27 protein-coding genes and 1 riboswitch are annotated in these 25351 nt (G+C 35.6%); of the genes, 13 read left to right on the forward strand and 14 right to left on the reverse strand.

What is annotated here, in order from left to right:
• Nucleotides 1-78 precede the first annotated feature (78 nt).
• Together BW946_RS17655 and BW946_RS17660 are read left to right on the forward strand one after the other, a co-directional pair.
• Nucleotides 79-570: a DUF456 domain-containing protein gene (locus tag BW946_RS17655; RefSeq protein ID WP_076597422.1), complete on the forward strand. Its 492-nt coding sequence runs from the start codon at nt 79-81 to the stop codon at nt 568-570.
• Between the two features lie 16 nt (nt 571-586).
• Complete coding sequence (locus tag BW946_RS17660) at nt 587-1096, forward strand: hypothetical protein (protein WP_076597423.1); 510 nt, start codon at nt 587-589, stop codon at nt 1094-1096.
• Here BW946_RS17660 and BW946_RS17665 read toward each other — a convergent pair.
• The 3 genes from BW946_RS17665 to BW946_RS17675 are packed head-to-tail and all read right to left on the reverse strand — an operon-like array spanning nt 1083 to nt 3332.
• Nucleotides 1083-1724, reverse strand: coding sequence for a uracil-DNA glycosylase (locus BW946_RS17665; protein ID WP_076597424.1), 642 nt, complete (start codon nt 1722-1724; stop codon nt 1083-1085). The two genes, BW946_RS17660 and BW946_RS17665, sit on opposite strands and share 14 nt — an antisense overlap.
• A 36-nt stretch (nt 1725-1760) precedes the next feature.
• Nucleotides 1761-2765, reverse strand: a complete 1005-nt coding sequence (locus BW946_RS17670; protein WP_076597425.1) for an acyltransferase family protein — start codon at nt 2763-2765, stop codon at nt 1761-1763.
• 36 nt (nt 2766-2801) lie between these two features.
• Entirely contained in the window at nt 2802-3332 is a 531-nt protein-coding gene (locus BW946_RS17675; RefSeq protein WP_076597426.1) for a GNAT family N-acetyltransferase, read from the reverse strand.
• 107 nt (nt 3333-3439) lie between these two features.
• On the opposite strand from BW946_RS17675, the gene BW946_RS17680 reads away from it, so the two are divergent.
• The 5 genes from BW946_RS17680 (at nt 3440) to BW946_RS17705 (ending at nt 9745) form a co-directional block, all read left to right on the forward strand.
• Nucleotides 3440-5587 (forward strand): endonuclease MutS2, encoded by a 2148-nt coding sequence (locus BW946_RS17680; RefSeq protein WP_076597427.1) that lies wholly within the window; start codon nt 3440-3442, stop codon nt 5585-5587.
• Nucleotides 5588-6005: 418 nt separating this feature from the next.
• Complete coding sequence (locus BW946_RS17690) at nt 6006-6668, forward strand: ATP-binding cassette domain-containing protein (RefSeq protein WP_076597429.1); 663 nt, start codon at nt 6006-6008, stop codon at nt 6666-6668.
• A gap of 30 nt (nt 6669-6698) precedes the next feature.
• Nucleotides 6699-7499, forward strand: coding sequence for a hypothetical protein (locus tag BW946_RS17695; RefSeq protein ID WP_076597457.1), 801 nt, complete (start codon nt 6699-6701; stop codon nt 7497-7499).
• Between the two features lie 34 nt (nt 7500-7533).
• A riboswitch (cobalamin riboswitch) is annotated at nt 7534-7714 on the forward strand.
• A 114-nt stretch (nt 7715-7828) separates the two neighbouring features.
• A complete protein-coding gene (locus tag BW946_RS17700) occupies nt 7829-8212 on the forward strand; it encodes an acyl-CoA thioesterase (RefSeq protein ID WP_002977578.1) in 384 nt (127 codons plus the stop codon).
• Nucleotides 8213-8371: 159 nt separating this feature from the next.
• On the forward strand, nt 8372-9745 hold the full coding sequence (locus BW946_RS17705) for a DUF4932 domain-containing protein (protein WP_076597430.1): 1374 nt from the start codon (nt 8372-8374) through the stop codon (nt 9743-9745).
• Between the two features lie 67 nt (nt 9746-9812).
• Here the strand turns inward: BW946_RS17705 and BW946_RS17710 are convergent, their stop codons facing one another.
• On the reverse strand, nt 9813-10403 hold the full coding sequence (locus BW946_RS17710; protein ID WP_076597431.1) for an HD domain-containing protein: 591 nt from the start codon (nt 10401-10403) through the stop codon (nt 9813-9815).
• Between the two features lie 463 nt (nt 10404-10866).
• Between BW946_RS17710 and BW946_RS17715 the strand changes: the two genes are divergently transcribed.
• The 5 genes from BW946_RS17715 to BW946_RS17735 all read left to right on the forward strand — a co-directional run bounded on the left by BW946_RS17715 (nt 10867) and on the right by BW946_RS17735 (nt 15435).
• Complete coding sequence (locus BW946_RS17715) at nt 10867-11196, forward strand: PadR family transcriptional regulator (RefSeq protein WP_002977573.1); 330 nt, start codon at nt 10867-10869, stop codon at nt 11194-11196.
• An 11-nt stretch (nt 11197-11207) separates the two neighbouring features.
• Nucleotides 11208-12929: a PspC domain-containing protein gene (locus tag BW946_RS17720; protein ID WP_076597432.1), complete on the forward strand. Its 1722-nt coding sequence runs from the start codon at nt 11208-11210 to the stop codon at nt 12927-12929.
• Between the two features lie 314 nt (nt 12930-13243).
• Complete coding sequence (locus BW946_RS17725; protein ID WP_076597433.1) at nt 13244-13840, forward strand: 1-acyl-sn-glycerol-3-phosphate acyltransferase; 597 nt, start codon at nt 13244-13246, stop codon at nt 13838-13840.
• Nucleotides 13841-13881: 41 nt separating this feature from the next.
• Nucleotides 13882-14310 (forward strand): PaaI family thioesterase, encoded by a 429-nt coding sequence (locus tag BW946_RS17730; protein ID WP_076597434.1) that lies wholly within the window; start codon nt 13882-13884, stop codon nt 14308-14310.
• A 156-nt stretch (nt 14311-14466) separates the two neighbouring features.
• Nucleotides 14467-15435 carry a chorismate-binding protein gene (locus tag BW946_RS17735; protein ID WP_076597435.1) on the forward strand — a complete coding sequence of 323 codons (969 nt, stop codon included), beginning with the start codon at nt 14467-14469 and terminating at the stop codon, nt 15433-15435.
• Between the two features lie 323 nt (nt 15436-15758).
• On the opposite strand, the gene BW946_RS17740 is transcribed toward BW946_RS17735, so the two are convergent.
• The 10 genes from BW946_RS17740 to BW946_RS17785 all read right to left on the reverse strand — a co-directional run bounded on the left by BW946_RS17740 (nt 15759) and on the right by BW946_RS17785 (nt 24521).
• Nucleotides 15759-15959 carry a hypothetical protein gene (locus tag BW946_RS17740; protein ID WP_076597436.1) on the reverse strand — a complete coding sequence of 67 codons (201 nt, stop codon included), beginning with the start codon at nt 15957-15959 and terminating at the stop codon, nt 15759-15761.
• 6 nt (nt 15960-15965) lie between these two features.
• Entirely contained in the window at nt 15966-16568 is a 603-nt protein-coding gene (locus BW946_RS17745) for a MarC family protein (RefSeq protein WP_076597437.1), read from the reverse strand.
• 44 nt (nt 16569-16612) lie between these two features.
• Nucleotides 16613-18352 carry a BatD family protein gene (locus BW946_RS17750; protein WP_076597438.1) on the reverse strand — a complete coding sequence of 580 codons (1740 nt, stop codon included), beginning with the start codon at nt 18350-18352 and terminating at the stop codon, nt 16613-16615.
• Nucleotides 18352-19095 carry a tetratricopeptide repeat protein gene (locus tag BW946_RS17755; protein ID WP_083688910.1) on the reverse strand — a complete coding sequence of 248 codons (744 nt, stop codon included), beginning with the start codon at nt 19093-19095 and terminating at the stop codon, nt 18352-18354. The genes BW946_RS17750 and BW946_RS17755 overlap by 1 nt, the downstream gene beginning before the upstream one ends.
• Nucleotides 19096-19194: 99 nt before the next feature.
• Nucleotides 19195-20202, reverse strand: a complete 1008-nt coding sequence (locus BW946_RS17760; RefSeq protein WP_076597440.1) for a vWA domain-containing protein — start codon at nt 20200-20202, stop codon at nt 19195-19197.
• Nucleotides 20202-21194 (reverse strand): VWA domain-containing protein, encoded by a 993-nt coding sequence (locus tag BW946_RS17765; protein ID WP_076597441.1) that lies wholly within the window; start codon nt 21192-21194, stop codon nt 20202-20204. The genes BW946_RS17760 and BW946_RS17765 overlap by 1 nt, the downstream gene beginning before the upstream one ends.
• Nucleotides 21187-22083: a BatD family protein gene (locus tag BW946_RS17770; protein ID WP_051934306.1), complete on the reverse strand. Its 897-nt coding sequence runs from the start codon at nt 22081-22083 to the stop codon at nt 21187-21189. Before BW946_RS17770 ends, BW946_RS17765 begins: the two co-directional genes overlap by 8 nt.
• Before the next feature lie 57 nt (nt 22084-22140).
• Nucleotides 22141-23004, reverse strand: coding sequence for a DUF58 domain-containing protein (locus tag BW946_RS17775; RefSeq protein ID WP_076597442.1), 864 nt, complete (start codon nt 23002-23004; stop codon nt 22141-22143).
• A 54-nt stretch (nt 23005-23058) separates the two neighbouring features.
• Nucleotides 23059-23517 (reverse strand): GNAT family N-acetyltransferase, encoded by a 459-nt coding sequence (locus BW946_RS17780; RefSeq protein ID WP_076597443.1) that lies wholly within the window; start codon nt 23515-23517, stop codon nt 23059-23061.
• On the reverse strand, nt 23517-24521 hold the full coding sequence (locus BW946_RS17785; RefSeq protein ID WP_076597444.1) for an AAA family ATPase: 1005 nt from the start codon (nt 24519-24521) through the stop codon (nt 23517-23519). Before BW946_RS17785 ends, BW946_RS17780 begins: the two co-directional genes overlap by 1 nt.
• A 251-nt stretch (nt 24522-24772) precedes the next feature.
• Between BW946_RS17785 and BW946_RS17790 the strand changes: the two genes are divergently transcribed.
• Nucleotides 24773-25246 carry a DinB family protein gene (locus tag BW946_RS17790; protein WP_076597445.1) on the forward strand — a complete coding sequence of 158 codons (474 nt, stop codon included), beginning with the start codon at nt 24773-24775 and terminating at the stop codon, nt 25244-25246.
• The last annotated feature ends 105 nt before the right edge of the window (nt 25247-25351 follow it).

The raw sequence follows: 25351 nt of genomic DNA on the forward strand, positions 1-25351 counted from the left end.
AAAATTTTATAACTCAGTTCTCAAAGTGGCTTTTTATAAGGTCACTTTTTTTATATTGCATGTATATTTTTTTTAAGAATGGATACAACAATTATTAATATTTTCTGCCTCATTTTATTATTTATTGGAATATTGGGTACTTTTCTTCCGGTATTGCCTGGTCTTTTACTGAGTATCTGTGGACTTTTGATCTATAAATTCGGAACGGATGCTGATCTTTCCATGATTTATATCTGGGCCTTCGGAATTCTTACCGTAGCTTCAGTAGTATTAAGCTATGTAATTCCGGCAAAGACCAACAGAAAATATGGAGGTACCCGTTGGGGAAGTATCGGTTCTGTTATTGGAACTATTATTGGAATTTTTATTCCGATTCCGTTGGGATTTCTGATAGGAATGTTTGCAGGGGTATTTATTGGTGAATTACTTCACGACAGTAAGGATATGAATAAAGCCTTACGATCTACCAAAGGAGCATTGATTGGATTCATTTATGGAACCGGATTCAGTTTTGTGGTGGGAGTGGCAATGTTTTTGGTAGTATTACTTGATATGTTTAACGTCATTTAATTAAATATAAGAAACTATGTTCCATAAAGTTATCATACTCAGTCTGGGAATATTTGCATTAACAGGATGTGATGCCCAAAAGAAATCCAGGATGAATACAAAAGCTGCTGAAATGTCTACAGGTACAAAATCAACAACTACAAATAACCAGAAAGACGGTGTTATCTACCTGAATGAAGGAGAAAACAAGTTTTTAAGAGAATACCAGATGAATGTGACATTCAAAGGGGTTTCTGAAGACAGCCGTTGTCCTGAAGGAGTCAATTGCATCTGGGCAGGAGTTGCTCTTGCCCAGGTGGAAGTAATGGGAACTTCTACCCGTCCGATGATTCTGAACCTCGCCAGCGGAGATTTCCCGGGAAGAAATTATCACCAATCGACAGAATTTAATGGTTACACTATTACATTGCAGGATATTGCTCCGTATCCGAAATCTCAGGATGGAGCAAAAGCATTAGCCGGAAAATATAAAATCGGAATTACGATAAAAAAAGCAGATCAATCAGCTGATTCTACCAGGAAATAGGCTTTTTTCCCTTGGAAACAAGGTATTCATTGATTTTTGAGAAAGGCTTGCTTCCAAAAAAACCTCTGTATACAGAAAAAGGTGAAGGGTGTGCCGATTTAAGAATAAAATGTTTAGCCGGATCTATGAGTTCGGCTTTTTTTTGTGCAAAAGCGCCCCACAATACAAACACTACATTTTCTTTTTTATCTGAAATTTCCTTAATGATAAAATTGGTGAATTTTTCCCAGCCAAGGTCTTTATGTGAATTGGGTGAATGCGCACGAACCGTTAATGTAGCATTCAGCAGTAAAACGCCCTGTCTTCCCCAATCATCAAGTTCTTTGGAAGTTCTTACCACTCCCAAATCATCTTTTAGCTCAATAAAAATATTTTTAAGTGAGGGCGGTGCGGCAACCTGCTCAGAAACAGAAAAGCATAAACCATTTGCCTGATAATCGTTATGGTAAGGATCCTGGCCAATAATCACCACTTCAATATCATCAAAAGCAGTAAGTTCCAATGCTCTGAAGATCTGATTTTTTGGCGGGAAAACTTTGGTTGTTGCATATTCATTCTTCACTTTCTCCCAAAGGGTAGTAAAGTATTCCGTACTTTTTATAGGGGCTAAAATTTCTGTCCAGGTCATACTGCAAAAATAATAATATTAAAATAAGGGCTTCCATTATACTTTAAATATCTTCACTTTTCTTTCAATAAGCATATACGAAAAATAGGACAGCAATAGTGAAAGAGAGATTAACAAAAGATTATTAAGATGGTAATTATTCACAATAACAAAATCCTGCTTCTTCACCATATAATGGATAATGTATAACGAGTAAGAAATATTTCCTAAAAAATACACAGCCTTGGTTTCTAAAAATGTTTTGAGATAGTTAGGCTTTCCTTCATAGAGATATTTAATCATCAATGCTGATAATAAAGGGATAAACAACAGCCCTTTTTCCACAAACAACATGGACACAAACAATAGGATAATGATATAAAGGATCTGGTTTTCTTTCTTCATTTTAAATGATGGTAAAAGAGCAGCTCCAATACCAAGAAAATAGGAAGAAACTGTTCTTAACAGGGAAACAAAACCATAAGGAAGATCAAGATATCTTGGTGACTCTCCTATTTCCATGGGATGTTCGGAGCCAATATATAAATGTCCGGGTAAATAAGGAAGAAGAAACCTCAAAACCAAACTTATGATGATTAAAATTTCGCTGCGTATTTTATAATACAGGATGAACCATAACATAAAAGGGAATATCAGATAGCAAACCCATTCTGTACTCAGTGACCAATAGACCACATTCAGCAGATAATCCGGGTTAAAAAAACACTGTAATAAGGTGGCGTTTATGAAGAATCCCGCTACAGAAGGCTTCATTAAAAACAATGCTATAAAAACTACTGATATAATGTACACAGGATAAATCCTGTTGATTCTTTTTTTATAAAAAACCTCTATTACTTTATAATTCAGATCCTTCAATTTTCCGGAATAAGAAACTGTTAGTAAAAAAGCACTTAACACAAAAAAAATATCAACTGCTACATATCCCTTTCCTACTACATCCTGAATGAATTCATTCCTAAAAAAACTAAAATGAAAAAACGCTACCCATAATGCAACAACCCCTCTAAGTCCCGTTAAAGATTTTATTTCATTTTTCATATGTAATGTCAATCGGCAATAAAGATAGAGAAAAACCTAGCAGATCTCATAAGAGTTGGCTGAAGCTCTTTTCAAGCTAAAGATAATATTATCCGGAAAACCTTCATCCTGCTTTCCTTCCTGCAAAATAAAATGGTGTTTTAAAAGAAGACCTTTTGAATTTTCATTGAATGTATTGGTAATAGCAACAATTTCATCTAAATGTAATTCATTAAAACCAACATCTAAAACCGCTTTTAATGCCTCAGACATAATTCCTTTTCGGTGATACTCCGGCAACAGTTCGTAACCAACTTCTGCTTTCTTCCGGTCTTCAGAAAAATTCCAGAGACAGATGGTTCCGATAAGATCCGGCTGATCTTTTAAAGAAATCCCCCAATAAAAAGTTTGGTTATTCTTAGTTCTCTCCTTAATGGTCAAAATAAACTGAAGTGCATCATAATTATTCTTCGGTGAGTTTCTTATAACAAACCGATTGATTACTTCATTACTTCGAATGCGCAAAATATCATCAACATGGCTTTCGTTGATGTTTTTCAATAATAATCTTTCGGTTTCCAGTTTCATGGCTCAAATGTAATAAAAGCAGCTCAATCCTATTAAATTCATGGTTAATTTATTCTGTACATCTATCAGATATACGTAATAATCAAAATTCTCACTAAATTTGCACTGTGTATATAGATAAAGAAGATTTAGACGAATTAGAGTTTCCGCAATTGCTCGCGGAAATCTCCCCATTTGCGTATTCTCCGAAAACAAGAGAAAAAATTCTTCAACTTCGTCCGATGGAAATTGACGAGGCGGAACTTTCATTAAAAAAAACGTCAGAATATCTGTCGAGTTTTGAAAGTTCAAATGCGATTCCGTTTGATGAGTATGAAGATATTGAAAGTGAGCTGAAACTGATGCTGATTGAGAACTACCGTCTGGAAAATGCTGCTTTCATCAAAATAAAAACCATCACGGAACAGATCGGAAGACTTCAGAAATTCTTCCCTACCATGCCGGAAACGTTTCCTACGTTATTAGAAGAAGTTTCTGTACTGGAATTCAAAAAAGAGATCATTGAAAAGGTAGATAAGGTTTTTAACCGTTTTGGTGAAGTGAAAAATGAGGCTTCTCCAGCTTTGAAAGGGATAAGAACTGAAATTCAGCTTGCTAAAAAAGCAATCCAGGAAAATTTTAACCGTGCGCTTACCACGTATGGACAGAGTGATTTTCTGGACGATATCCGGGAAACGATTATTGATGACCAGAGAGTTCTGGCGGTAAAATCAGGATTCAAAAAAAGGGTTGCCGGAAGAACATTAGGAATTTCCAAAACGGGTTCCATTACGTATATTCAGCCGGACAGTGTTGTAAAGCACTATTTCAAGCTGCGTGAAAATGAAGAGGAAGAAAAAAAAGAAATTGATAAAGTTCTCCGTAAGCTTACTGCCGAACTGGCAGAATTTCAACCTCAGCTATGGAGATATCAGGTGTATATTTTTGACCTTGATCTTACGAGAGCTAAAGCAAAATTTGGTGAACTGATCAACGGAGTTCTTCCTAAAATCAACCATCATAAAACGCTTAGATTAAAAGATGCTTATCATCCTCTTTTATGGTTAAGAAACAGAGTTGAGAACAAAACAATTCACCCTCAGACACTTACTTTAACAGAACATAACAGGATTATCTGTATTTCCGGTCCGAATGCCGGCGGAAAATCAATTACCCTGAAAACAGTTGGACTATTGCAGCTGATGATTCAGAGTGGTATTCTTGTTCCTGTTCACCCAAAGTCTGAAATGTTTTTCTTTGAGAAAATCATGACGGATATTGGAGATAACCAGTCCATTGAAAACCATTTATCGACCTATTCATCAAGATTGAAGAAAATGTCAGGAATCATCCGTGAAGCAGATGCCAATACCCTTCTGCTTATTGATGAATTCGGTACGGGTTCTGATCCTGAACTTGGAGGTGCGCTGGCAGAAAGTTTTATGGAGTTTTTCTATGACAAAAAGAGTTTTGCCATCATCACAACGCACTATACCAATATTAAACTGGTAATAGAGCAGCTTCCCAACGCTCAGAATGCAGCCATGCTCTTCAATGAAGAAACTTTGGAACCGATGTATAAGCTGGAAGTAGGACAGGCAGGAAGTTCATTTACGTTTGAAGTTGCAGAAAAGAATAAAATTCCGAGATTCATTATCCATTCTGCCAAGAAAAAGGTAGAGCATGATATTGTGAATCTTGACAAAACGATTGTAAAACTGCAGCAGGAAAAATTTGAAGTTGAAAAACTGAAATCCGATCTTGCAGAAAGAAAAGAGTCTGTAGAAGATAAGCGTGATAACCTTCAAAAACTGAATGACCAGCTTCAGCAGAAACTGTTCAATTTCCAGAAATTATATGAAGAGGAACACCGCAAACTTCAGTTTGGAAATAAGATTGAAGCATTCATCGACAGCTATACCAAAGGGAAATCCAGAAAGGATGTTGTAAAAGATTTTGTAAAACTTCTTGAGCAGGAAAAATTCCGAAAACTGGGCAGTGATAAAGATGAAACCAAACGTTTGCAGGTTGTTAAGAGAAAAATAACCCAACAGCTGAAAAAGGAAGAAGTAATTGAAAAAATTGCTGAAACCAATGAAAGACTGGAAGAACAACGTAAAACCGACCGGGCCGTCTGGATGAAAATCGGGCAGCGTGTTCGTATTACAGGAAGTACCAGTGTGGGAACTATTGAGAAAATTTCCAGAAACAAAGTGATCGTCAATTACGGAACTTTCAAGACCACGATTGATGCGGATGAACTTGAGAGAATTTAATTAATCTATCTGAGGATTAAGTTACACAAATACAGCGAGAGCACTTTTCAGTGTTCTCGCTTTTAATTTTATTTTTTAATGAATCTTTTAATTCTCTCTTGTATAAAGGTTTTTAATATATTTGAATTCATAAAGTATTAAACATTGTGAGAAACTTTACTATTCTTTGGATCTTTTATAAAAAAATACTGCTTCCTGCGTTACTGTTTTCATTACTTATTTGTTTTTTGCTTCCCTACAGGCTTGAAACAGTTGGATTAAGTTTTCTTCTGATTTTACCTGTTCTTCATTACTTTATGTATGAAATAAGGTTTAAAAGCGAATATTACTTTTATGCCAATTCAGGGTTTTCAAGGATTTTTCTTTGGGCAGGAACAATAGTATCAGGGATTATTGTAAAAATTATAACATTGTTTTTATGAGTAAACTTCATGTTGATAGTGTAACAAAATCTTTTAATGAAAGAAAAATTCTGCAGGATATTTATATAGGATGTGAAACAGGGCAAATTACAGGGTTATTAGGCAGAAATGGTAGCGGAAAATCAACGCTTCTAAAAATTATCTTCGGGATTGAACATGGTAATACACAGTTTATAAGATATGATCATACCATTTTGAAAACCATTTCCGATAGAAAAAACAGAATTGCTTACTTACCACAGGATCTCTTTTTACCCAAGTATGTAAAAATCAAAAACCTGATTCCTCTTTTTTGCAATCAAAAGAATACTGAACTACTTTTTACTTCAGAATTCATACAGCCTTTCCTCCATGAAAAACCTAAAAACCTTTCTAAAGGTGAACAGAGAATTATTGAAACCCTGATGATTATTTATTCTGAAGCCCATTTTATTTTACTGGACGAGCCATTCCATAGTCTTTCTCCAAAGGTTACTGAAGAATTAAAGAAAAATATACTGCGGGAGTCAGCACATAAAGGTTTCATTATTTCTGATCATAATTTTAAAGATGTTCTGGATATTTCTGAACGTATATTTCTGCTTTCAGACGGTCATCTGAAACAAATACAAGATTTAAGTGAACTGCAGCGGTATAATTATCTTCCGAAAAGCATTTAATTTATATATTTGGAAGATCAAAAAAATTTCATGATGACTTTCATAAACAAAGCATTCTATTTATCCGCTATCAGTATCTTATCTATAACCTTTGTAAAGGCACAGACAAAAGTTCCTTTTGGAGTGGTAAAAGCTGAGGAAGGATATGCTAACGTACGTGTACATAAAGACGATTACCGAAAAATTGTAGACAAGATCCGTATGCGCAAAGGAGATGTATTTGTTTATGTAAAACCGGCTCCGGGAGAAACAGAATGGATCTGGATCAAATATCCGGAAAAACAGGATGACGATAAGCCTTTTGTACGGTATGAAACTCTTGATAAAGAAGGTATGGTGAATAAAGGGCGTATTGCATATGTGGACCAGCTTCCCGCCTATACTCCATCTAAATCTAAAAATGGAAGATCCCTTATTTTCACCGACAATTCGGATTCTAAAATCCCTACTGCCCAAAGAAGCAAAGTGGTGATTGATATTTATCCTTCCAATGCAGGATACCGTAAAAAGGAAAAAGATGCGGATGGAAAGATTCTTACCATTGATAAAGTAAAACCGTGGGGAATTGGAAATGACCTTCCTGAAGGAATGACCGAAATCAAATCCATCAGAGTGCAGCAGCCCGGAAGAGGATCTGTTTTTGTAAGAGAAGCTATCAAAAATATGTTCCAGCCTACCATGGATTTTGAGAACGTAGGAGTAACATCTCTTGACAATGATAATATTTTTCTTTATATGATCAATGGTTCAGGAGAAAACAGATATACTACCCTGTGGACAATTAAGAAAGGAAGAGTAATCAGCCAGATTATTTATCATAATCCGGAATAAATTCATTATTTTTGCATTCGAAAAGTTTTTACGCTTATTCATCACAGAAATTGGTTCTGCATCACTGCAGATTAAAAGGGAACCGTGTGAAAATCACGGACTGTCGCGCAACTGTAAGTAACTGAAGTCTTTATCAAAGATCCACTGTGCGAGGCATGGGAAGGAGATAAATGATGTTACAAGTCAGGAGACCTGCCTTTTTCTTAAACATGTAACTTTCGCGATTTGAAGTTGTATTGATCTGATGGATTGTTTCAGGAATTCTGTAAGTTCCTGTCATTATTCTGTTGTTTCCAATCATTTCTTATCGCTTTAATTAATAATGATATATGACTACAGAAGAAAGAATTGAAGCATCCGAAACCAGAATCTTTAAAGCGGTTTTCCCTAACACTACCAATCATTATGATACTCTTTTCGGGGGTACAGCAATGCAGCTGATGGATGAAGTAGCTTTTATCACAGCAACCCGTTTTGCCAGAAAAAGAGTGGTAACCGTAAGCAGTGATAAGATTGATTTTAAAAAACCTATTCCTGCCGGAACCATTGTGGAACTGATCGGGAAAGTTTCATACGTGGGAAAAACCAGTATGAAAGTGAATGTTGAAATTTACACTGAACAGATGTATTCCTATGAAAGAGAAAAAGCTATTGTAGGTGATTTTACTTTTGTAGCCATCGATGAATTCAAAAAACCAATTCAAATACTATAAATAAATTTCGGGCGGCCAAAGGCCGCCCGAAATTTTTCCATTCAAAACAATCTATTTACGTATTGACGATAATGATTGGAATTCATTCAGGTTTTCTTTAATTTAGGCCTCAGGAAATTTTTTACCCTTTTCCTAAAACTATAGAAGAACTAATATTACATGAAAAAAATTATTTTAATCATTACACTCATCCTTTCAGTATCACTAACAGCACAAAAAGACGTCAAAATTGAACTCCCGGAAAGTTATGAATTGGGAAATATCATTTTAGCACTCACAGAATACGGTAAAACAGATCCATATGACGTTCAGAAAATCCCTCCGTATTATGATGAAATCATGTCTTATTTTGAGCCTGTAAAAGATCATCCCCTATTAAAAAAAGTAAACTATTCCAGAAAAGACTGGAAAAAATTCTTAGGTTTTCGAACCGATTTCTATGCATTTTCTTTTGATGAAAGTGGTTTACTTAAAAGAGATTTCCCATTCAATTCATTTGGTCCCAAAGAAGTAGATGAAAACCTGGAACTAATTAATGATTTTGTGAAGAAATCGAATTATAGAACCTTTTATAAAAATCATCAGCAGTTTTATAATACCATCATCTCGAACTACAAAGAGTATTATTACATCAATGACACCTATGCTTTTTTGGATAAAATAGCAGCAAGACCAGCCAATGAAGGAGATAAGAAATATGTTATCGCCATTTCTCCTCTGGTAGGCGGACAGAATTGCCATAGAGACATCAACAGTTCATTAACCGTTGACTTCCCTGATATCGGACAAGATCTTATACTTGGAAATTTAAAAAATAATATTGCCCGAAGACTTCTGGATAATCACACCGTATTTTCAGAAATAGATCATGGTTATGTTAATCCTGTTTCAGATCAGTATTCAAAGGAGATAACGGAAAGCTTCAGTCTGGCGAAATGGGATAAGAAGTCAGGATATCCGGGTATCAGTTCATTCAATGAATATATGACATGGGCTGTTTACGATTTATTTATCAAAGAAAAATTTCCAAAGGAAAAAACAGACAGCCTTTCTGCGATCTATCACAAAGTGAATATCCGACGTGGATTTATTGCACAGAACCTGTTTTCTGAAAAGGTTGCAGAGCTTTATAAAAAGGACAAGAAGCTGGAAAAATTATATGTCCCATTATTAAAATGGACGAAGAAAATAGGAAACAAAATTTCTCAGCCATCCGTTGTGAATGCCAATAACAAAGATTTTGAAAAAGCTGATCTCAACAATATAGTGGTACAATTCACGGAGCCTATGAAAAAAACACAGACTCTTCAACTGAGATTATTCGAATATGTAGATGGAAAAGAAACCGGTAATACAATAATTACCGTGAAAAACCCGGTGTGGTCCAAAGACGGAAAACAGGTGAAATTTAAACTGGAAACTACTTACAGGAATTTTGAAATGAGGTTTTATGTATGGAACAGTATGGCTGGATTTTATTCGCAGCAGGGAGTTTTATTAAACCCTGATAACTATTTATTGCTGGCCTCATAAAAATTCATGAGATATCCATAAAAAAAGACACTGCCCAATCAATAACCGGACAGTGTCTTTTTTTTTATTATTTCAAAACCTTTTCCGTTTCCAGACTTCTGTTTAAAAGAAGTTCAAAAGCCTCTCCCATTTCATCCGATGCTCTGCTAATAGCATTTTCAAGCATATTTCGGATTTGTTTTTCTGTTACTCCTGCTTCCGTCCAGCTCTTTCCTGTAGTATGGGAATTTAAAATAAACGGCATAATCCTGTCGATCCCGCAGGCAAAAATAGCATCCGGTGTTGTCTCTTCTTCAAACTCAAGCCACAGGTTAAAAAATTCTGTACGTAAAGGCTCATCCAGAATTCCAAAGATTTTTTGGGCTGAAGCTTTCTCTCTTTCAAATTTTCCTACCATTGCTTTTTCATCAAAAATAAAAGTATCTCCCGCTTCAATCTCCACAAGATCATGAATGGAAAGCATTCTTATCACCCTTAATAAATCAATATCTGCACGGTTTTTAGCATACGGATAAAGGATCTGGGCAAGAATGATAATCTGCCAGGAATGTTCCGCCGTATTCTCTCTTCGGGAATCATCCGCATTATAATTTCTTCGCTGTACATTTTTAAGTGCATCCACTGCAAGAATAAAATCTATCTCTTTCTGAATTTTCATTTTACTTTTCTCTGTTATATTGTTCTGAAGAGCATACCCTGTGGTTACCCGTTTATTATTTATCTTTTCTTTTGTAAGTACTTTTAGATTTACTTTTTACAAATGATTTAGATGTTATTATTTCTAACAAAAATACGAATACTGATACGGACCTCAAAATCAGATAATGAGTAATGAATGATAGCTGGTTACTTTTCTTTTCTCTTCATTTCTTTCATTCTTACTTAAAATTTAAGTGTTTTTTTCACCATTTTTCATTCAAATCTATTTCCAATAAATTTTAGATGAAAATTATTTACTTGATTATCAGTATATTAAATAATTTATTTTAAAAATTCCACTACTTTGTATTGCATAATACCATTTTAATTACATATCTTTGTAATGTAAAATCGAAGTAGGTACAACTAGCTAGGTTCCGAACTTCGAAAATTATATAACTAATTAACAAAACTTATCAAAGATGAATACCGAAAATACCAAAGCGCAAATGCGAAAAGGAATTCTGGAATTCTGTATTCTAAGTCTCATCAATAACCGCGAAATGTATGTTTCTGATCTTATTGACGAACTGAAAAAAGGAAAACTGGATGTAGTGGAAGGAACCCTCTACCCTCTTCTTACAAGACTTAAAAACGGAGAGTTTCTCTCTTACAGATGGGAAGAATCTACCGGAGGACCACCCAGAAAATATTATCAGATCACAGAAAAAGGAAAACTTTTCCTGGATGAACTTCTCAATACATGGAATGAACTGACAGCCTCAGTAAACCAAATCACTCAACAAAATTAAAAAACAAAGCTATGAACAAGACACTCTCAATAGGACTCGCAGGTTTTTCTTTTACCATAGAAGAACACGCATATATAAAGCTCAGCGATTACCTGAACGCACTGAGAAGCTCTCTGGATGCTTCTGAGGCTGATGAAGTAATGCATGACATAGAAATAAGAATGGTGGAGATTTTCAAAGATTCTTTAGGAAAACGTGAAGTGATTAACGATACCGATGTAGAAAAGGTAATCGCACAGATCGGAAGCCCTGAAAAAATCGAAGAACAGGAAGAAGCTTATTATTCTGAAAAAACATCTGCCAGAAACAATAATTCAGGGACTCATTATACCGATAAAAAGCAGCTGTTCCGTGATCCGGAAAAACAAAAAGTAGCAGGAGTCTGTGCAGGTTTAGCTCAATATGTAGGAATGGATATTACTACCATGAGAGCAATCTGGCTGGGAATCTTCGTATTAGGAATTTTCACAGCAGCCATTTCCTCTTCATTAATAGGTCTTTTATATGTAATCCTTTGGATCGTACTTCCAAAAGCTGAAACAGCAGCAGATTTCCTGAAAATGCAGGGAAAGCCTATGAACTTCGACAATCTTAAGAATGAGTCTAACAAATTGGTACAATTTGCCAATGAATCTACTCAGAGGGTCGGAGAAATCTACAACGAAAACAAGCCATATATCAACAATGCAAGCAGCGGAGTCTGGAATGTATTCAAGTATATCGTAGGAGGATTCTTCGTACTGATGGCTGTAGGAAGTATTATCGGAGTATTTGTATTATTCGGTCTTTTCGGAATGGATACAGACTTCCCGGGAGCTAATGAGATCAGATTCTATATGGATGATCAGGGGCTTGACAAAGTGCTTGCTGCGATGATGGTGATCGGAAGCTTAATCCCGGCAATCCTTTTCAGCTTATTAAGCATCAAGATTTTCTCTCCAAAAACAAAACTGAGAAATATCGGATGGGTTGTAGGTGGTTTATTCCTTCTTTTGATCGGGCTTGGAACTTACTTCGGAATAAGCATGGCTAAGAAAGACATGATTTACAGAGGAAGCAAGGAAGACGTAGAAAATGTTGCCATCAACACTACTTCAGATACTGTGTATGTGGATGTAAAACAGATCAACATTCCTCAGAGCTTTAAAGCGTACAACAATGATATTTACTCTGATAAAAGATCGGTGTATGAGGAAGATTATATTTCTGTAGATGTTACAAGAAAACCAGATATTAAAACGCCTTATCTGATCATCAAAAAAGAAGGAAAAGGATATAACTTCCCTATCCAGTTGACAGTTCCTGTAGAAGTGGTAAATAATAAAGTATTACTTCCAAACTACATCAAATATCCATATGAACACAGATTCAGAGATTACAGACTTGATTATGAACTTGTAGTTCCTCAGAAAATGGTGGTTATATCTATGAAAAAAGACCATATCAACATGGATGGTGACTTAGACGGAGACGGTATCAATGACAGCGATCAGGATGGGGATGAAGACAACAACGGTATCAGAATTGAAAAAAATAAAATCACGGTAAACGGTTCCAGTATTGAGTATAACTCTGATGATCAGGACAGTATCATCATCAATGGAAAAAAGGTTCCGAACAGCCATGCAAAGAAAGTAATTGATTCTGCAGTGTCTACTATCAAAAAATCAAATAAAGATATGGACATCAAAATCAAAGACGGAAAAAACGAAATTTCCATACAAACTAAATAATTAACTTCAGAGAGTGGCAGAAGGTGTGGGTGGATGGCAACCGTTTGAAATTCACACCCTTCTTCTCTCAGAAAAGTGAAAATAAATCTCTATTTAGTTTATTATGTGAAAAAAAAGTTTTAATTTCGTAAAGCTAAATTTAATAACCAAATAATCAAAAACACAGCCTTATCATGATACAATTTGCAATGGAATTCGTAATGAAAATCGTAGATTTAATTAGCGGTTTGTTTTAAGAGCGATAATATTTCAATATATTTGTAAAGTATAACCAAAGCTTGGTTATACTTTTTTGTTTTTAATCCAGGAAATTTATGAAAAAGCTGTTAGGCAAAGCAATGTTAAAAATATTAGGTTGGAAGGTCGTTCTGCAGGGCGATGTCAACAATCTGAACAGGTGTATCCTTGTGGTAGCACCACACACTCATAATATGGAGTACATTTTAGGAAATTTCGCCTATTGGTCTTTGGAAAAACCTTTAAAGATTATTATTAAAGATGCCCACACCAAAGCCTGGTATGGAGGTATCGTAAAAGGGCTTGGAGGTATTGGGATCGACAGGAGCCAGAAAAATGACCTTGTGAATTTCGTAGCCAACCAGTTTTCAAAGGAAGATTTCAGTCTTGTTATTACTCCGGAAGGAACGAGAAGCTGGGTACCCAAATGGAGAAAAGGATTCTATCACATGGCTTTGGCTGCAAAAGTTCCTATTGTTCTGGCAGCAGGAGATTTTAAAAGAAAAATTGTTTATCTGGGCTACACCATTCCCTATGAAAGAATAGCATCAGTCCCTTTTTCAGAGATTATGCAGGAAATCCAGGACTATTATATAAAAAATGACATTGTTCCCAAAGTGCCTACCAACTGGAATCCCGATATTATGGGAACCGAGCTAGAAGCTAGAAGCTAGAAGCTAGAAGCAAAATTAATCATCATTTATCAATTATTAAAATGAAAGGTAAGACAAAAGAAGAAATATTAGCATTCATCAATAACTGGGGAGATGTAACTCTTGCCAAAACCCTTGAAATCAAATTTATCGATATTGATCTTGAAAACGAAACCCTTACAGCCACAATGCCTGTTCTCCCAAGAACCCATCAGCCGTTTGGGATCATGCATGGAGGAGCTAGCTGCGTTTTAGCTGAAACCTTAGGGTCAAGCCTGTCTAATATTTTTATCGATGGTGAAAAATATTACGGAGTAGGAACCAATATCAATTCCAATCATTTAAGAAGCAAAAAAGATGGTATTGTAACTGCTACGGCACGTTTTATCAGAAAAGGTAAAACCATGCACGTTTCTGAAATTGAAATCCGTGATGAAAAAGGAGTTTTGATCAATCATACTACAATGACGAACAATATCATTCACAGATAAATTGCATCAACATAAAAAATAAAGAGCTTAAATTAAATTTAAGCTCTTTTTATTTTGACATCTTTAAGACTAGTAATACCTTTGTAGAAAGGAAAATCACAGGGGGAATTTTCTATAATATTTCCCAATGATGATTTTCAAAACCTTTCATAACCCATGATTTATTTCAAATTTCCTTTTGACGAGAGACTGCTGTCTGCGGATGAAAAAAACACAAAAAATGCTGTCACTTTTTTTTCCTATAACAGCTTAGAACAGATCAGCTTCAGCGGAGATATTTTTGAAATTGATGCTGCAGAATTTGCTCATACTTCTATTAATAACAAAAGTTTGATAAGCGATTCTACTGCTTCTTCTGCCGAAACAAAAGAAGAATACTGCGAAACATTACAGAAAGTAATTGAAGTGATTAAAGAAAATCACCTGCCAAAGATGGTTTACTCCAGAAGAAAGATTTTTACAGAATTTACATCTATCGATTATAAAGAGAGTTTCAAAAATCTATGCGAAACTTACCCCAATGCCTTCAGATATCTGTTTAATGATGGAAAAAATGCTTGGATGGGAGCTTTCTCGGAAGTATTAGGGAAGTTTAATAAAACGACTCACGAATTTGAAACCATGGCTCTTGCCGGAACTCTTCCCGTATCTGAAGAATGGTCTGATAAAGAAATTGAAGAACAAAAGCCGGTTACCACTTACATTCAGGATATTCTTAAGAACTATTCTGACAACGTACAACAATCGGAAACCTATGATCATATTTCCGGTAATATCAAACATTTACGAACAGATTTTAAAACCAGTATAAAACCTGAAGATCTTGATCAAATTATTCAGGACCTGCATCCTACTCCGGCTGTCTGTGGTATTCCAAAAGATTTTTGTAATGAGAATATCCGTAAATATGAAAAATTTCCCCGTGAATTTTATGCAGGCTATATAAAAGTTGAAACACAAGAAAGTATTCTTTATTTTGTAAATCTACGCTGTGCAAGGCTTTATAAAGATTCTGTACATATTTTTGTGGGAGGCGGAATAACAGCTCAAAGCAATCCGGACAAAGAATGGAGAGAAACAGAACTGAAATCTGAAGCGATATTGAAAAACTTGGCTATTTTTTAGATCATATTATTTTACATGTTAAGTTGATCACAGATTGCACAGATTTTCACGCATATTTGCGTATAGTTTTCCTTGCTGAGTGCAAAGCCCTTGCGAATGATTTTAAAATGGCAAATAATACCTTTGCGAACTTTGCACCATAATTATAAGTTGGCTAAAGCCTGTTTCTATTGAATATGAAATCCAATAATGTTTTTAATAACGGCGAAAATTCATAATTCATAATTACTATCATCCAGCCCTGCTACCTAAAGCCTGTCACCTAAAAAAACAAAAACCTCCTTCAAAAAGAAAGAGGCTATATCTATATTGAGAAATTCAATTTATTTCTTTACACCAATTCTGCTCCAGGTATCCATTACAAAAAGCAGGATAAGACCTATTGCTGCAGCACCCGCTGAGAATACAAACTTAATGTTATCTTCATCTCCAAGAATATCTGTTGCTTGCCAGTTGATAGCATAAAGATTGATGGTGATGAATACAATAAACAGTACTAAAAATACTTTATAAAACTTCTTCATGACTCTTTAAAAATTAATATAATTCTGCACCAACTGGGCAAAATTTGCGGTGAATAATTTAATTGAAATTGCCAAAAGGATGATTCCGAAAACTTTCTGAAGGATCATTAAGGTAGCATCCCCGATTTTCCTTTCCAGCCATTTCGCTGATTTCAGCACCAAATATACGAAAATTGTATTAAGAATAATTCCGCAGATAATATTAATATCATGAAATTCAGCTCTGAGGGATAGTGCAGTAGTCAGGGTTCCAGCACCAGCAACCAGCGGAAATGCGATGGGTACAATAGATGCGGCCTTTGCTTCAGTAGTTTTATTAATTTCAATCCCTAAAATCATTTCCAGCGCTATGACAAAAATCACAAAAGCTCCGGCAATAGCAAAGGAATTTACATCAACTCCAATAAGCTTAAGAATCTTATTTCCTACGAACAGGAAAACAATCATAATAGCTCCGGCAGTAATGGCAGCCCTTCCCGCTTCAATCTGTCCAAACTTCTGCTGAAGACTTACTATAATAGGAACTGAGCCTATAATATCAATAACAGCAAAAAGAACCATAAAGCTGGTAACAACCTCTTTAAAAGAAAAACCATCAAAAATTTCCATCTATTTGTAATTAAAAATTTCGCAAAAATATGAAAATAAACTGATTATTTGTTAATTTGTGAATATAAATTAACAATAGTTTTTAAAAGTTCTTCAAGAGCTTCAGTTGATTTCACAGGATTGTATTTCTCCATCTGAACTTTCTGCTGCAGCTTGCTGTATTCTTCTGCCACTGAAGAACCATTGTGCTTTTCAAGAAAAGTCTTAAACTCGGAAGCAGAGCCCTGAAAATACTGACTTCTTACTTCTTCATCCAATTCTTCCAGAGTTACAAAAAACTTTTCATACTCTCCGTTATCTTTAAGATTTTCCAGATATCCGAAATAATCATTGATATCTGTTTTCATCAATTCTCTGATCTCCTTTTCTGTTTCAGCTACTGAACCTAAAGGTTTTGAAGGTACAGTTTCCCTAACTAATGTACGTTTTTTTTGCCAATTTTTAAATAACAGATACGCAACAAATAAGCTGATCAGAATAGCAATATTGGTTAAAAGAATATTCCAGTGGAATTTACTTTTTTCTTTTACTTTAAATGAAGTAGTTTTTAACACCGGAGTATTTACTGTCTCCAAAAGGTTATTGGTGTATTCGTTTACTTTTTCTACCGTAGAACGAGCCTCCATAATCTGATCATGAGAAAATGCGTTAAGATCCAGTGTTTTCTGTCCAAGATCTACATATTCTTTATTGGCAGGATCAAAGAAAGCAAATTGCTCTGTCTTAATTGAAATTACCCCTGATTTTTTAGGAATAATCACATAATTAGCCAGGATTTCACCTTTCATTCCCGCAGTTCCCGGAGCAACTTTAGAGGTAATTTTCGGTGCAAAAACTTCATAGTCCGGAGAAGCAGCAATTCTAGGAAGTTCCATATCCGGTAAATTACCTTCTCCTGAAACTTTCACCACTACATTCAGAGGCTTTTTGGCTTCAGGTTTTTCTTTGGAAGCGTTGTATACGTTGACATTAAAGTTCCCAACAGCATTTTTAAAACATTCCGGAGCTCCTTCAGGAAGCTTTCTTACATTGATTTTAACTTTATTGGAAACAATTTTTGTTTTATTTGAATAAGTACTTACCGAAGCGGATACTCCTGGAATTTCAACATATCCGGCTTCATTCGGAAATACCATAAACATAGCCAGAACCTGTGAAGGCATATTTCCATATCCTGAAGGATCTATCTCAGATTTATCAAAATTGATAGGATGTACATTGATATTGTCCTGCTGAGGAAGACGGATATTTTTCACCTTTCTCAGGTTATCCATATTTCTTGAATACACTCTCAGAACAGCTACGGTAGGCTGATCCTGATATACATCCCGGTCATCAATTTCCATGTTCAGATAGACCTCATTGGAGGTATTGGCAGCCAAAGATCTTCTGTCGACAATATCACGGATATTGACATCAAAAGGTTCTGTTTTATAAATCCTGTTGTTTACGGTAACAAGAACGGAACCGATCTTTATTTTCCCTTTTTTCTTAGGCTCAAGAGCAATTCTGGAAACTTTTTGGGTAATTAAAGTATTGGTAGCAGGATCAATAACGGTATTGGTAACAGATCCGCTTCCTATAATATTAAATTTTGAAAGATCCGGAAGCTGAAAACCTGTCTGCTGTACAAGATCACTTCCGTTAAGTTCAAGAACAATGGTCAGATTAATGATATCCTTACCCGCATATTCGGTTTTATCTGCGTCCATAGACAGATTTACCTGTCCGTAAGTAATTACGGATGCCAGAGTAAGCAATATGTAAATTAATTTGTGCTGCATCACCAATCCTTCTCGTTGCTTTCAGGCATCGAATAAGAATTTTTATTTAAAATTCTTCTGGCGGTTTCTTTTTCTTTTTCGTTTATTTTATCTAAGATCGCATTTTCAAGATTCTTTGGCATTCTGCCTTCATTATTTTGATTCTGCTTAGGATTGTCACCCTGGTCACTTTTACCTTCGTTTTGTGGGCCGTTACCCTGATCCTGTTTTTTGTCTTTGTCGCCTTTCTGATCATCCTCTTTGTTCTGATCATTTCCGCCGCCGCCTTTTCCTGAGTTATTCTGTTCGTTTTTTTGCTGTTGTTTTTCTTTCTCTTTCAGTTTGGCAATCTCATAATTTTTTCTCGTTACCTCACTGTGGGGATCCTGCTTCAAAGCTTTTTTATAATAATCAGCAGCTTTTTCCGGCTGATTCATCTGCATATAAGCATTCCCTAAATTATGAAGAGCAGCCGTTTTATCGGAAAGTGTCTGTGAAAGTTTTTCTGCTTTTTCAAACTCAGCTTTTGCTTCTTCGTATTTTTTACTTTTATACAATGCGTTCCCCATATTGTAATGAGCGGTAAAATCTTTATCATTGGATTTTATCGCTTCCATATATTTGGAGGAGGCACCTTCATAATCTTTACCGTCAAATTTCTGATTGCCTTCATACACTAAATTTCTATAGCTTTCCTGCCCAAACATGACGCCTGAGAACGAAAGGGCAACAATAAACGATAAAAATATGATTTTAGTATTCATCACTTGCAAAATTATTCCTTTATATGTTAAGAAACAGAGTTTTATTTGTTAAAATTCGGTTAAAGTAGTTGTAGAATTTCTTCTATAAATAAAGGAATTCTACACATTAAAGTCTTTTTTGGGATTAAAAATATAAATTAAAAAGAAAAACAGAAGAGATACTGCAAGAAAATACTGGTAATAATGATTGGCATTTTGCGATTTCACCATAGTTTCCGCACCGGCAGATTTTTTATTAACTGCTTCTACAATTCTGTCCGGAGCTTCATTGATATTATTTCCGTCAATATAAGTTCCGTCTGTAGATTCAGCCATTTTCTTTAATGCTTCTGTCTGTCTTTTTGAAATCACCGTACCTCCGTTGGCATCGGTTTTATAACCCATCAGCTGTCCGAACACATATTCCGGAACCGGAGCACCTTCATCTGTACCCACTCCTACAGAAGTAATGCTTATTCCTTCTTTATTAGCCAATCTGATGGCAGCATTATCATTTCCTTCATTATCTTCACCGTCACTCAAAAGAATTACTTTTCTGGATCCTTTGCTTACATTTTTAAATTTTTCAGCAGCAGCCTGCATTCCTTTCAGAAAATCTGTTCCCTGAATCTGCATAGAGCTGGTTTCAATACCGCTGATATAAGTTTCGGCAGAATTATAATCTGTTGTCAGAGGCATAATAGACATGGCATTTCCTGCAAAAATCACGATACCTACCTTGTCATTATTCATTTTCTTCATGGTAGCCAGCATCAGATTTTTGGCTTCTGTCAAACGGCTTGGATCTATATCTTCAGCGTTCATAGAATTGGATACATCCAGCATAAAGATCACATTGTTCAGTTTTTGGGTACTTTTTACCTCTTCTGAACCGTTCAGAAGGTCAATGATAGAGAATATAAGGAACAATGTTCCCAATAAATATAAGGCGGGGAAAAATTTTGTAAATCCCGAACTTTTTTCGAATAAATTATCATGAAACTGGCTACCTGCAAAAATTTCTCTCTTGTTCTTTCTCCATTGTAAAAAACGGATCAAGAAAGAAGCTAACAGCGGCAGAAGCAACAGCAAAAATAAATACCAATAATTTCCTAAAGACCAACTCATCAGCTTAAAATTTTATAAAACACCCATCTCAACAATGCATCCAACACCAATATAGCCAGTGCAATCCAAAGGAATATTTTAAAATATTCTTCATAATTGTACAGCTTGGAAACCTTTACATCAGATTTTTCCAGCTGGTTGATCTCGTTATATACTTCTTCCAGACTGCTGTTTGAGGTAGCTCTGAAATATTTACCTCCCGTTGTCTGTGCTATTTCTCTCAAGGTATTTTCATCAATGGTAACCTCTGTTTCCGTAAAAATAAGGTCTCCAAAAATATCCTGAGATGTCGGCATCAGTGCATAACCATTGGTTCCTATTCCTATTGAATATACCTTGATATTATTATTTTTTGCCAGTTCAGCTGCGATCTGTGGAGGAATTGCATTCTGAATATTGCTTACGCCATCCGTCATCAGAATGATTACTTTACTTTTGGCTTTGCTTTTAATCAAATGATTCACCGCTACGGAAAGACCTTCTCCGATAGCTGTTCCAGGCTCAAGACCTGCAGAATTCAGATTTTTAATTTCATCAATAACGACCTGATGATCTGAGGTAACCGGAACTTTAGTAAAAGCTTCAGCCGCATAAGCAACCACACCTATTCTGTCGTTCGGGCGTTTCTGGACAAATTTCACAGCAATATCTTTCAATGCTGTGATTCTGTCCGGAGTGAGATCTTTTGCCAGCATACTTAAGGAAACATCAATAGATAACATAATATCAACCCCTTTTGTATCATCTCTGTCCTGAGAAATCGTAAACGTTCTCGGTCTTGCCATGGCAATAATCAACGCAGAAAGAATGATATACTTCGAAATTTTCAGTAAAAAAAGTACACCCTGGATGCCACCGCTATGATCCATATTTTTTACCGTAGGAACTTTTATACCTTTTCTTTTATTTCTTCCAATATCCTTAATTAAAAGTGGAATAAACAGCAGAAAAAGCAGCAAAAACCATGGGCTGTAAAACTCAAAATTAAACATCCTTTCTTAAGTTTTCAAATTCTAAATCTTTAGATGATCTTTTCACAAAATCCCTGATATTGGCAAAATCTCTTTCCATGGTTTCCTGATCCGGGAATGTTTTGGCAAATTTCACCAGGTCTCCTCTAAGAAATACATCTTCTATTATTTTTTCGTTGTCCTGCGAGATTGTATTATTTTTTTTCATGACATCTATAAGGTCATCAGTAAGAAGTACATCTGCCGGAAGGCGGTATTGTTTTGTAATGAAGGTTCTGGAAATATCGATCAGTTCCACATAAAATGAACGGAAGTTTCCGCCTTCAATATATTTTTTCTTTTTAAGGGAATCAAGTTCTTTTAAGGTCTGATTGGTAGCCACTACAGGGGAACTCTTTGATTTTCTTCCCCATTTTACAAACATAATAATGGCAATGACCAGTGCAATCCCTGCCAATGCTGCAAGAATATAAAACTTGTAAAGCTCCCAGTAATCTTTGGGTTCAAGTTTCACCTGCTTGTTATTCATGATATCATTGATCTGATCTGCTTTTTGAGCTGTATTAATGACATCTATTTCATAAGGAATCGTTTTAAGTATTCGATCTCCTACTTTGAATTCCAGTTCCGGAATGGTAAATTTTCCTTCTTCAAAAACAGCAAACTCTATCTTTCTTTCATACGTGTTAGCCGTTTGTCCGATACTGTCTTTGGTTTCTTCAAAATGAAAAGGGAGCAGCTCATTTTTGGCAGCCGAAGTTACCTGCTGTTCATTAAGGTTATCAATCTTTATGGTAAGATGATTAATTTCTCCCAGAGCAAGAGTCTTCTTTTCTACGTTAGAGGATAATATCTGTGAAAAAGCATTTGCACAGATCAGAAAAGATAATATTAAAAGTATTTTTCTCAATGTTAAAATAATAAAGGCAGCTGCCTCATGTTTTTTAATTACGAGCAAAGCCCGATGTTATTTTTTCTGAAAGTAATTATACAATAATTTTGAATAATCTGAGCCGGTATTGATATTCATAAAACTGGCAGAGCTGTTGGCAAAATCTTCTTCCAGGGCTCTCAGTTTTTGTTTTTGAGCTTCCGCGAAGGTATATCGCCATCTTGCACTGGAAGTATTGGCCCATATTTCTTTTCCGGTTTCCACATCAAGTAAACGGGCATATCCTACGTCAGGAATTTCATTATCTTTTTCATCATAAATCCTCATTCCCAGCAACTGATGTTTCTTTGAAGCTACTCTCAGCATTTTGGAATCATAGGCATCCTCAAAATCTGAAAACAGAAATACCAGAGATTTTCTTTTAAAAATTCCCATCATATATTCCATTGCCTTGTCTATTTTAGATTCTGCCGGAACATAATCTGCAGTGAGAATATTACTGATAATGGAAAGAATATGTTTTCTTCCTTTTTGAGGAGGAATGACTTTGTATACTTTATCAGCAAACAAGATCAGCCCTACTTTATCATTATTACCTGCTGCTGAAAAGCCTAAACTGGCCGCAATTTCGGCTACGTATTCCCTTTTCAGCTGAACCTTTGTCCCATAATCCATGGAAGCGGAAATATCAACGAGAATCATCATTGTCAGCTCCCTTTCTTCTTCCATCACTTTTACAAATGGCTCACGGAAACGTGCGGTTTTATTCCAGTCGATTCTTCTGATCTCATCACCAAACTGGTAGGGACGTACTTCCGAGAAAGTCATCCCCTGCCCTTTAAAGGCACTGTGATATTGTCCCATTAAAGCAGCCTCCGTCTTTTTTCTGGTACGGATTTCAATCTGCTTTACTTTTTTTACAATATCTTTTATCTGCATAGACGAGTTTAATGTTTAAAATTCTAAGTTTAATGTTGAGTGCGGAATTCGGGGTTAATCTTTTAATTCAATAGAAACATTCAACCACTCATTGTCAAACTTCGGGCTGTATTTTTTATAAAAACTGATGGCTGGTTCATTCCAGTTCAATACCTGGAATACCATTCCGCTGTAATTATTGGCTTTTCCAAATTCCAGCGTTGCATCAAATAATTTCTTTCCTATTTGTTTTCCTCTCAGTTTTTCTGTCACAACCAGATCTTCCAGATACAGCCTTCTTCCTTTCCATGTTGAATATCTGTCGTAGTACAATGATATTCCAACTATTTCTCCTTCATATTCTGCCACGAAAGCTCCCCAAACGGGAGAAGCTCCGAAACCATCCTGAGTAAAATCCTCCAAACTAACGGTTACTTCATGCAATGCTTTTTCATATTCTGCCAATTCTTTTATCAAACCTAACATGGGAGCACAATCCTCCTGAACTGCTTTTCTTATGATCACATCACTCATTATGGTGCCTGTATTTTTGCTAAAATTCTATTAATAATTTCTTCTGTTGAAATTTCTTCTGCTTCAGCTTCAAAGGTTAAGCCCATCCTGTGTCTTAAGACATCTTTTGCCAGTGCTTTTACATCTTCCGGAATTACAAATGCTCTTCCTTTTAAGAAGGCATAGGCTCTTGAGGCAATAGCAAGGTTAATGGATGCTCTTGGAGAAGCTCCGAAACTGATATAATTTTTAAGCTCAGAAAGACCGTAATTTTCCGGATAACGTGTTGCAAACACCATATCCAGTATATATTTTTCAATTTTCTCGTCGAGATAAATCTGATTGATAAGTTCTTTCGCATCTACAATATCCTGAAGGGAAATGACAGGTTTCACTGTGGGCTGATGGGATGTTGAAACCATTCTCATCACCTGTCTTTCGTCTTCAAAAGCAGGATAATCGATCGTACACTTCAACATAAAACGGTCGCTTTGTGCTTCAGGCAGCAAATAAGTTCCTTCCTGATCAATTGGGTTCTGCGTTGCCAATACCAGGAACGGTTTTGGAAGTTTCATGGTCTCATCACCAATTGTCACTTGTTTTTCCTGCATAACCTCCAAAAGAGCGGACTGTACTTTTGCCGGCGCACGGTTGATCTCATCCGCTAAAACAAAGTTCGCGAATACCGGCCCTTTTTTTATAGAAAAATCATTGTCTCTGATATTAAAGATCATGGTTCCTACTACATCAGCAGGAAGTAAATCCGGTGTAAACTGAATTCTTGAAAAATCTCCATGAACAGCGTCTGCCAATGTTTTTATCGCTAAGGTTTTAGCCAGTCCCGGTACTCCTTCAAGAAGGACGTGTCCATTTCCCAAAAGTCCTACCAAAAGACGATCTACCATGTATTCCTGTCCAATAATAACTTTGTTGATTTCCTGTCTCAGAAGAGAAAATAAGTAGTTTTTTTCCTTTACTTTTTCCGTCAATTGGCGGATATCTTCAGCTTGATATATCTCTGACATAGCTTGATTTAAAATAAGTGGTAAATTTCTGATAAATACTTGCATTAATCAACATAATAAATGCTATTTTTGAGTTAAAGTTTGTTAAAAATTCCGGCATTGATGCGAGGTTATGAATTGCTGAAGGCTTAAAACTCAATAAGATTATTAATTTTTTTCATAAAAATATATAAATTTTGCTTCAATCATCTGTTCAAAAATTGTCATTTCCAGTTTATTAAACTATTTTTGGAGATTAAAAATTTTGTAAAATGAATTATCATTTTCAAGCACACAGACAGGTAAGAAAGAACCTATTAGATATCCTTCAGAATACCTCTCATGAAGACCTAATTCTGATTCCGGATGGTTTCAACAACAATATTTACTGGAATATTGCACATACTATTGCCACACAGCAGCTGCTGCACTATTACCTGAGCGGAAATCCTTTCCGTATTGATAAGTATTGGATTGAGACCTACAAGAAAGGAACTTTACCCAACTTAAATGTTCAGAAATCTGAAGTGGAAGATTTAGAATTTTTGCTTACAGAAACTTCAAAGATTTTAATGAAGGATTATGACAGTGATTTCTTCTCAGATTACACTCCTTACACCACAAGTTTCGGAATGGATCTGAAAAGCATACAGGATGCTATCATCTTCAACAATATGCATGAAACCCTTCATTACGGATATGTGATGGCACAAAAAAGAGCAATTTTAGGAGAGAAAGGCAGATAGTGAATCTTGCTGCGCAAGTCAATAGTCAAATGTAAATATGCATCCGCAGATTGACTTACAAAGTAAAATTCACGATTGACAATTCACTCTATAACTATATAATAT

Origin of the sequence: Chryseobacterium sp. RU33C, assembly GCF_900156015.1 — a bacterium.
Lineage (GTDB): Bacteria > Bacteroidota > Bacteroidia > Flavobacteriales > Weeksellaceae > Chryseobacterium > Chryseobacterium candidae.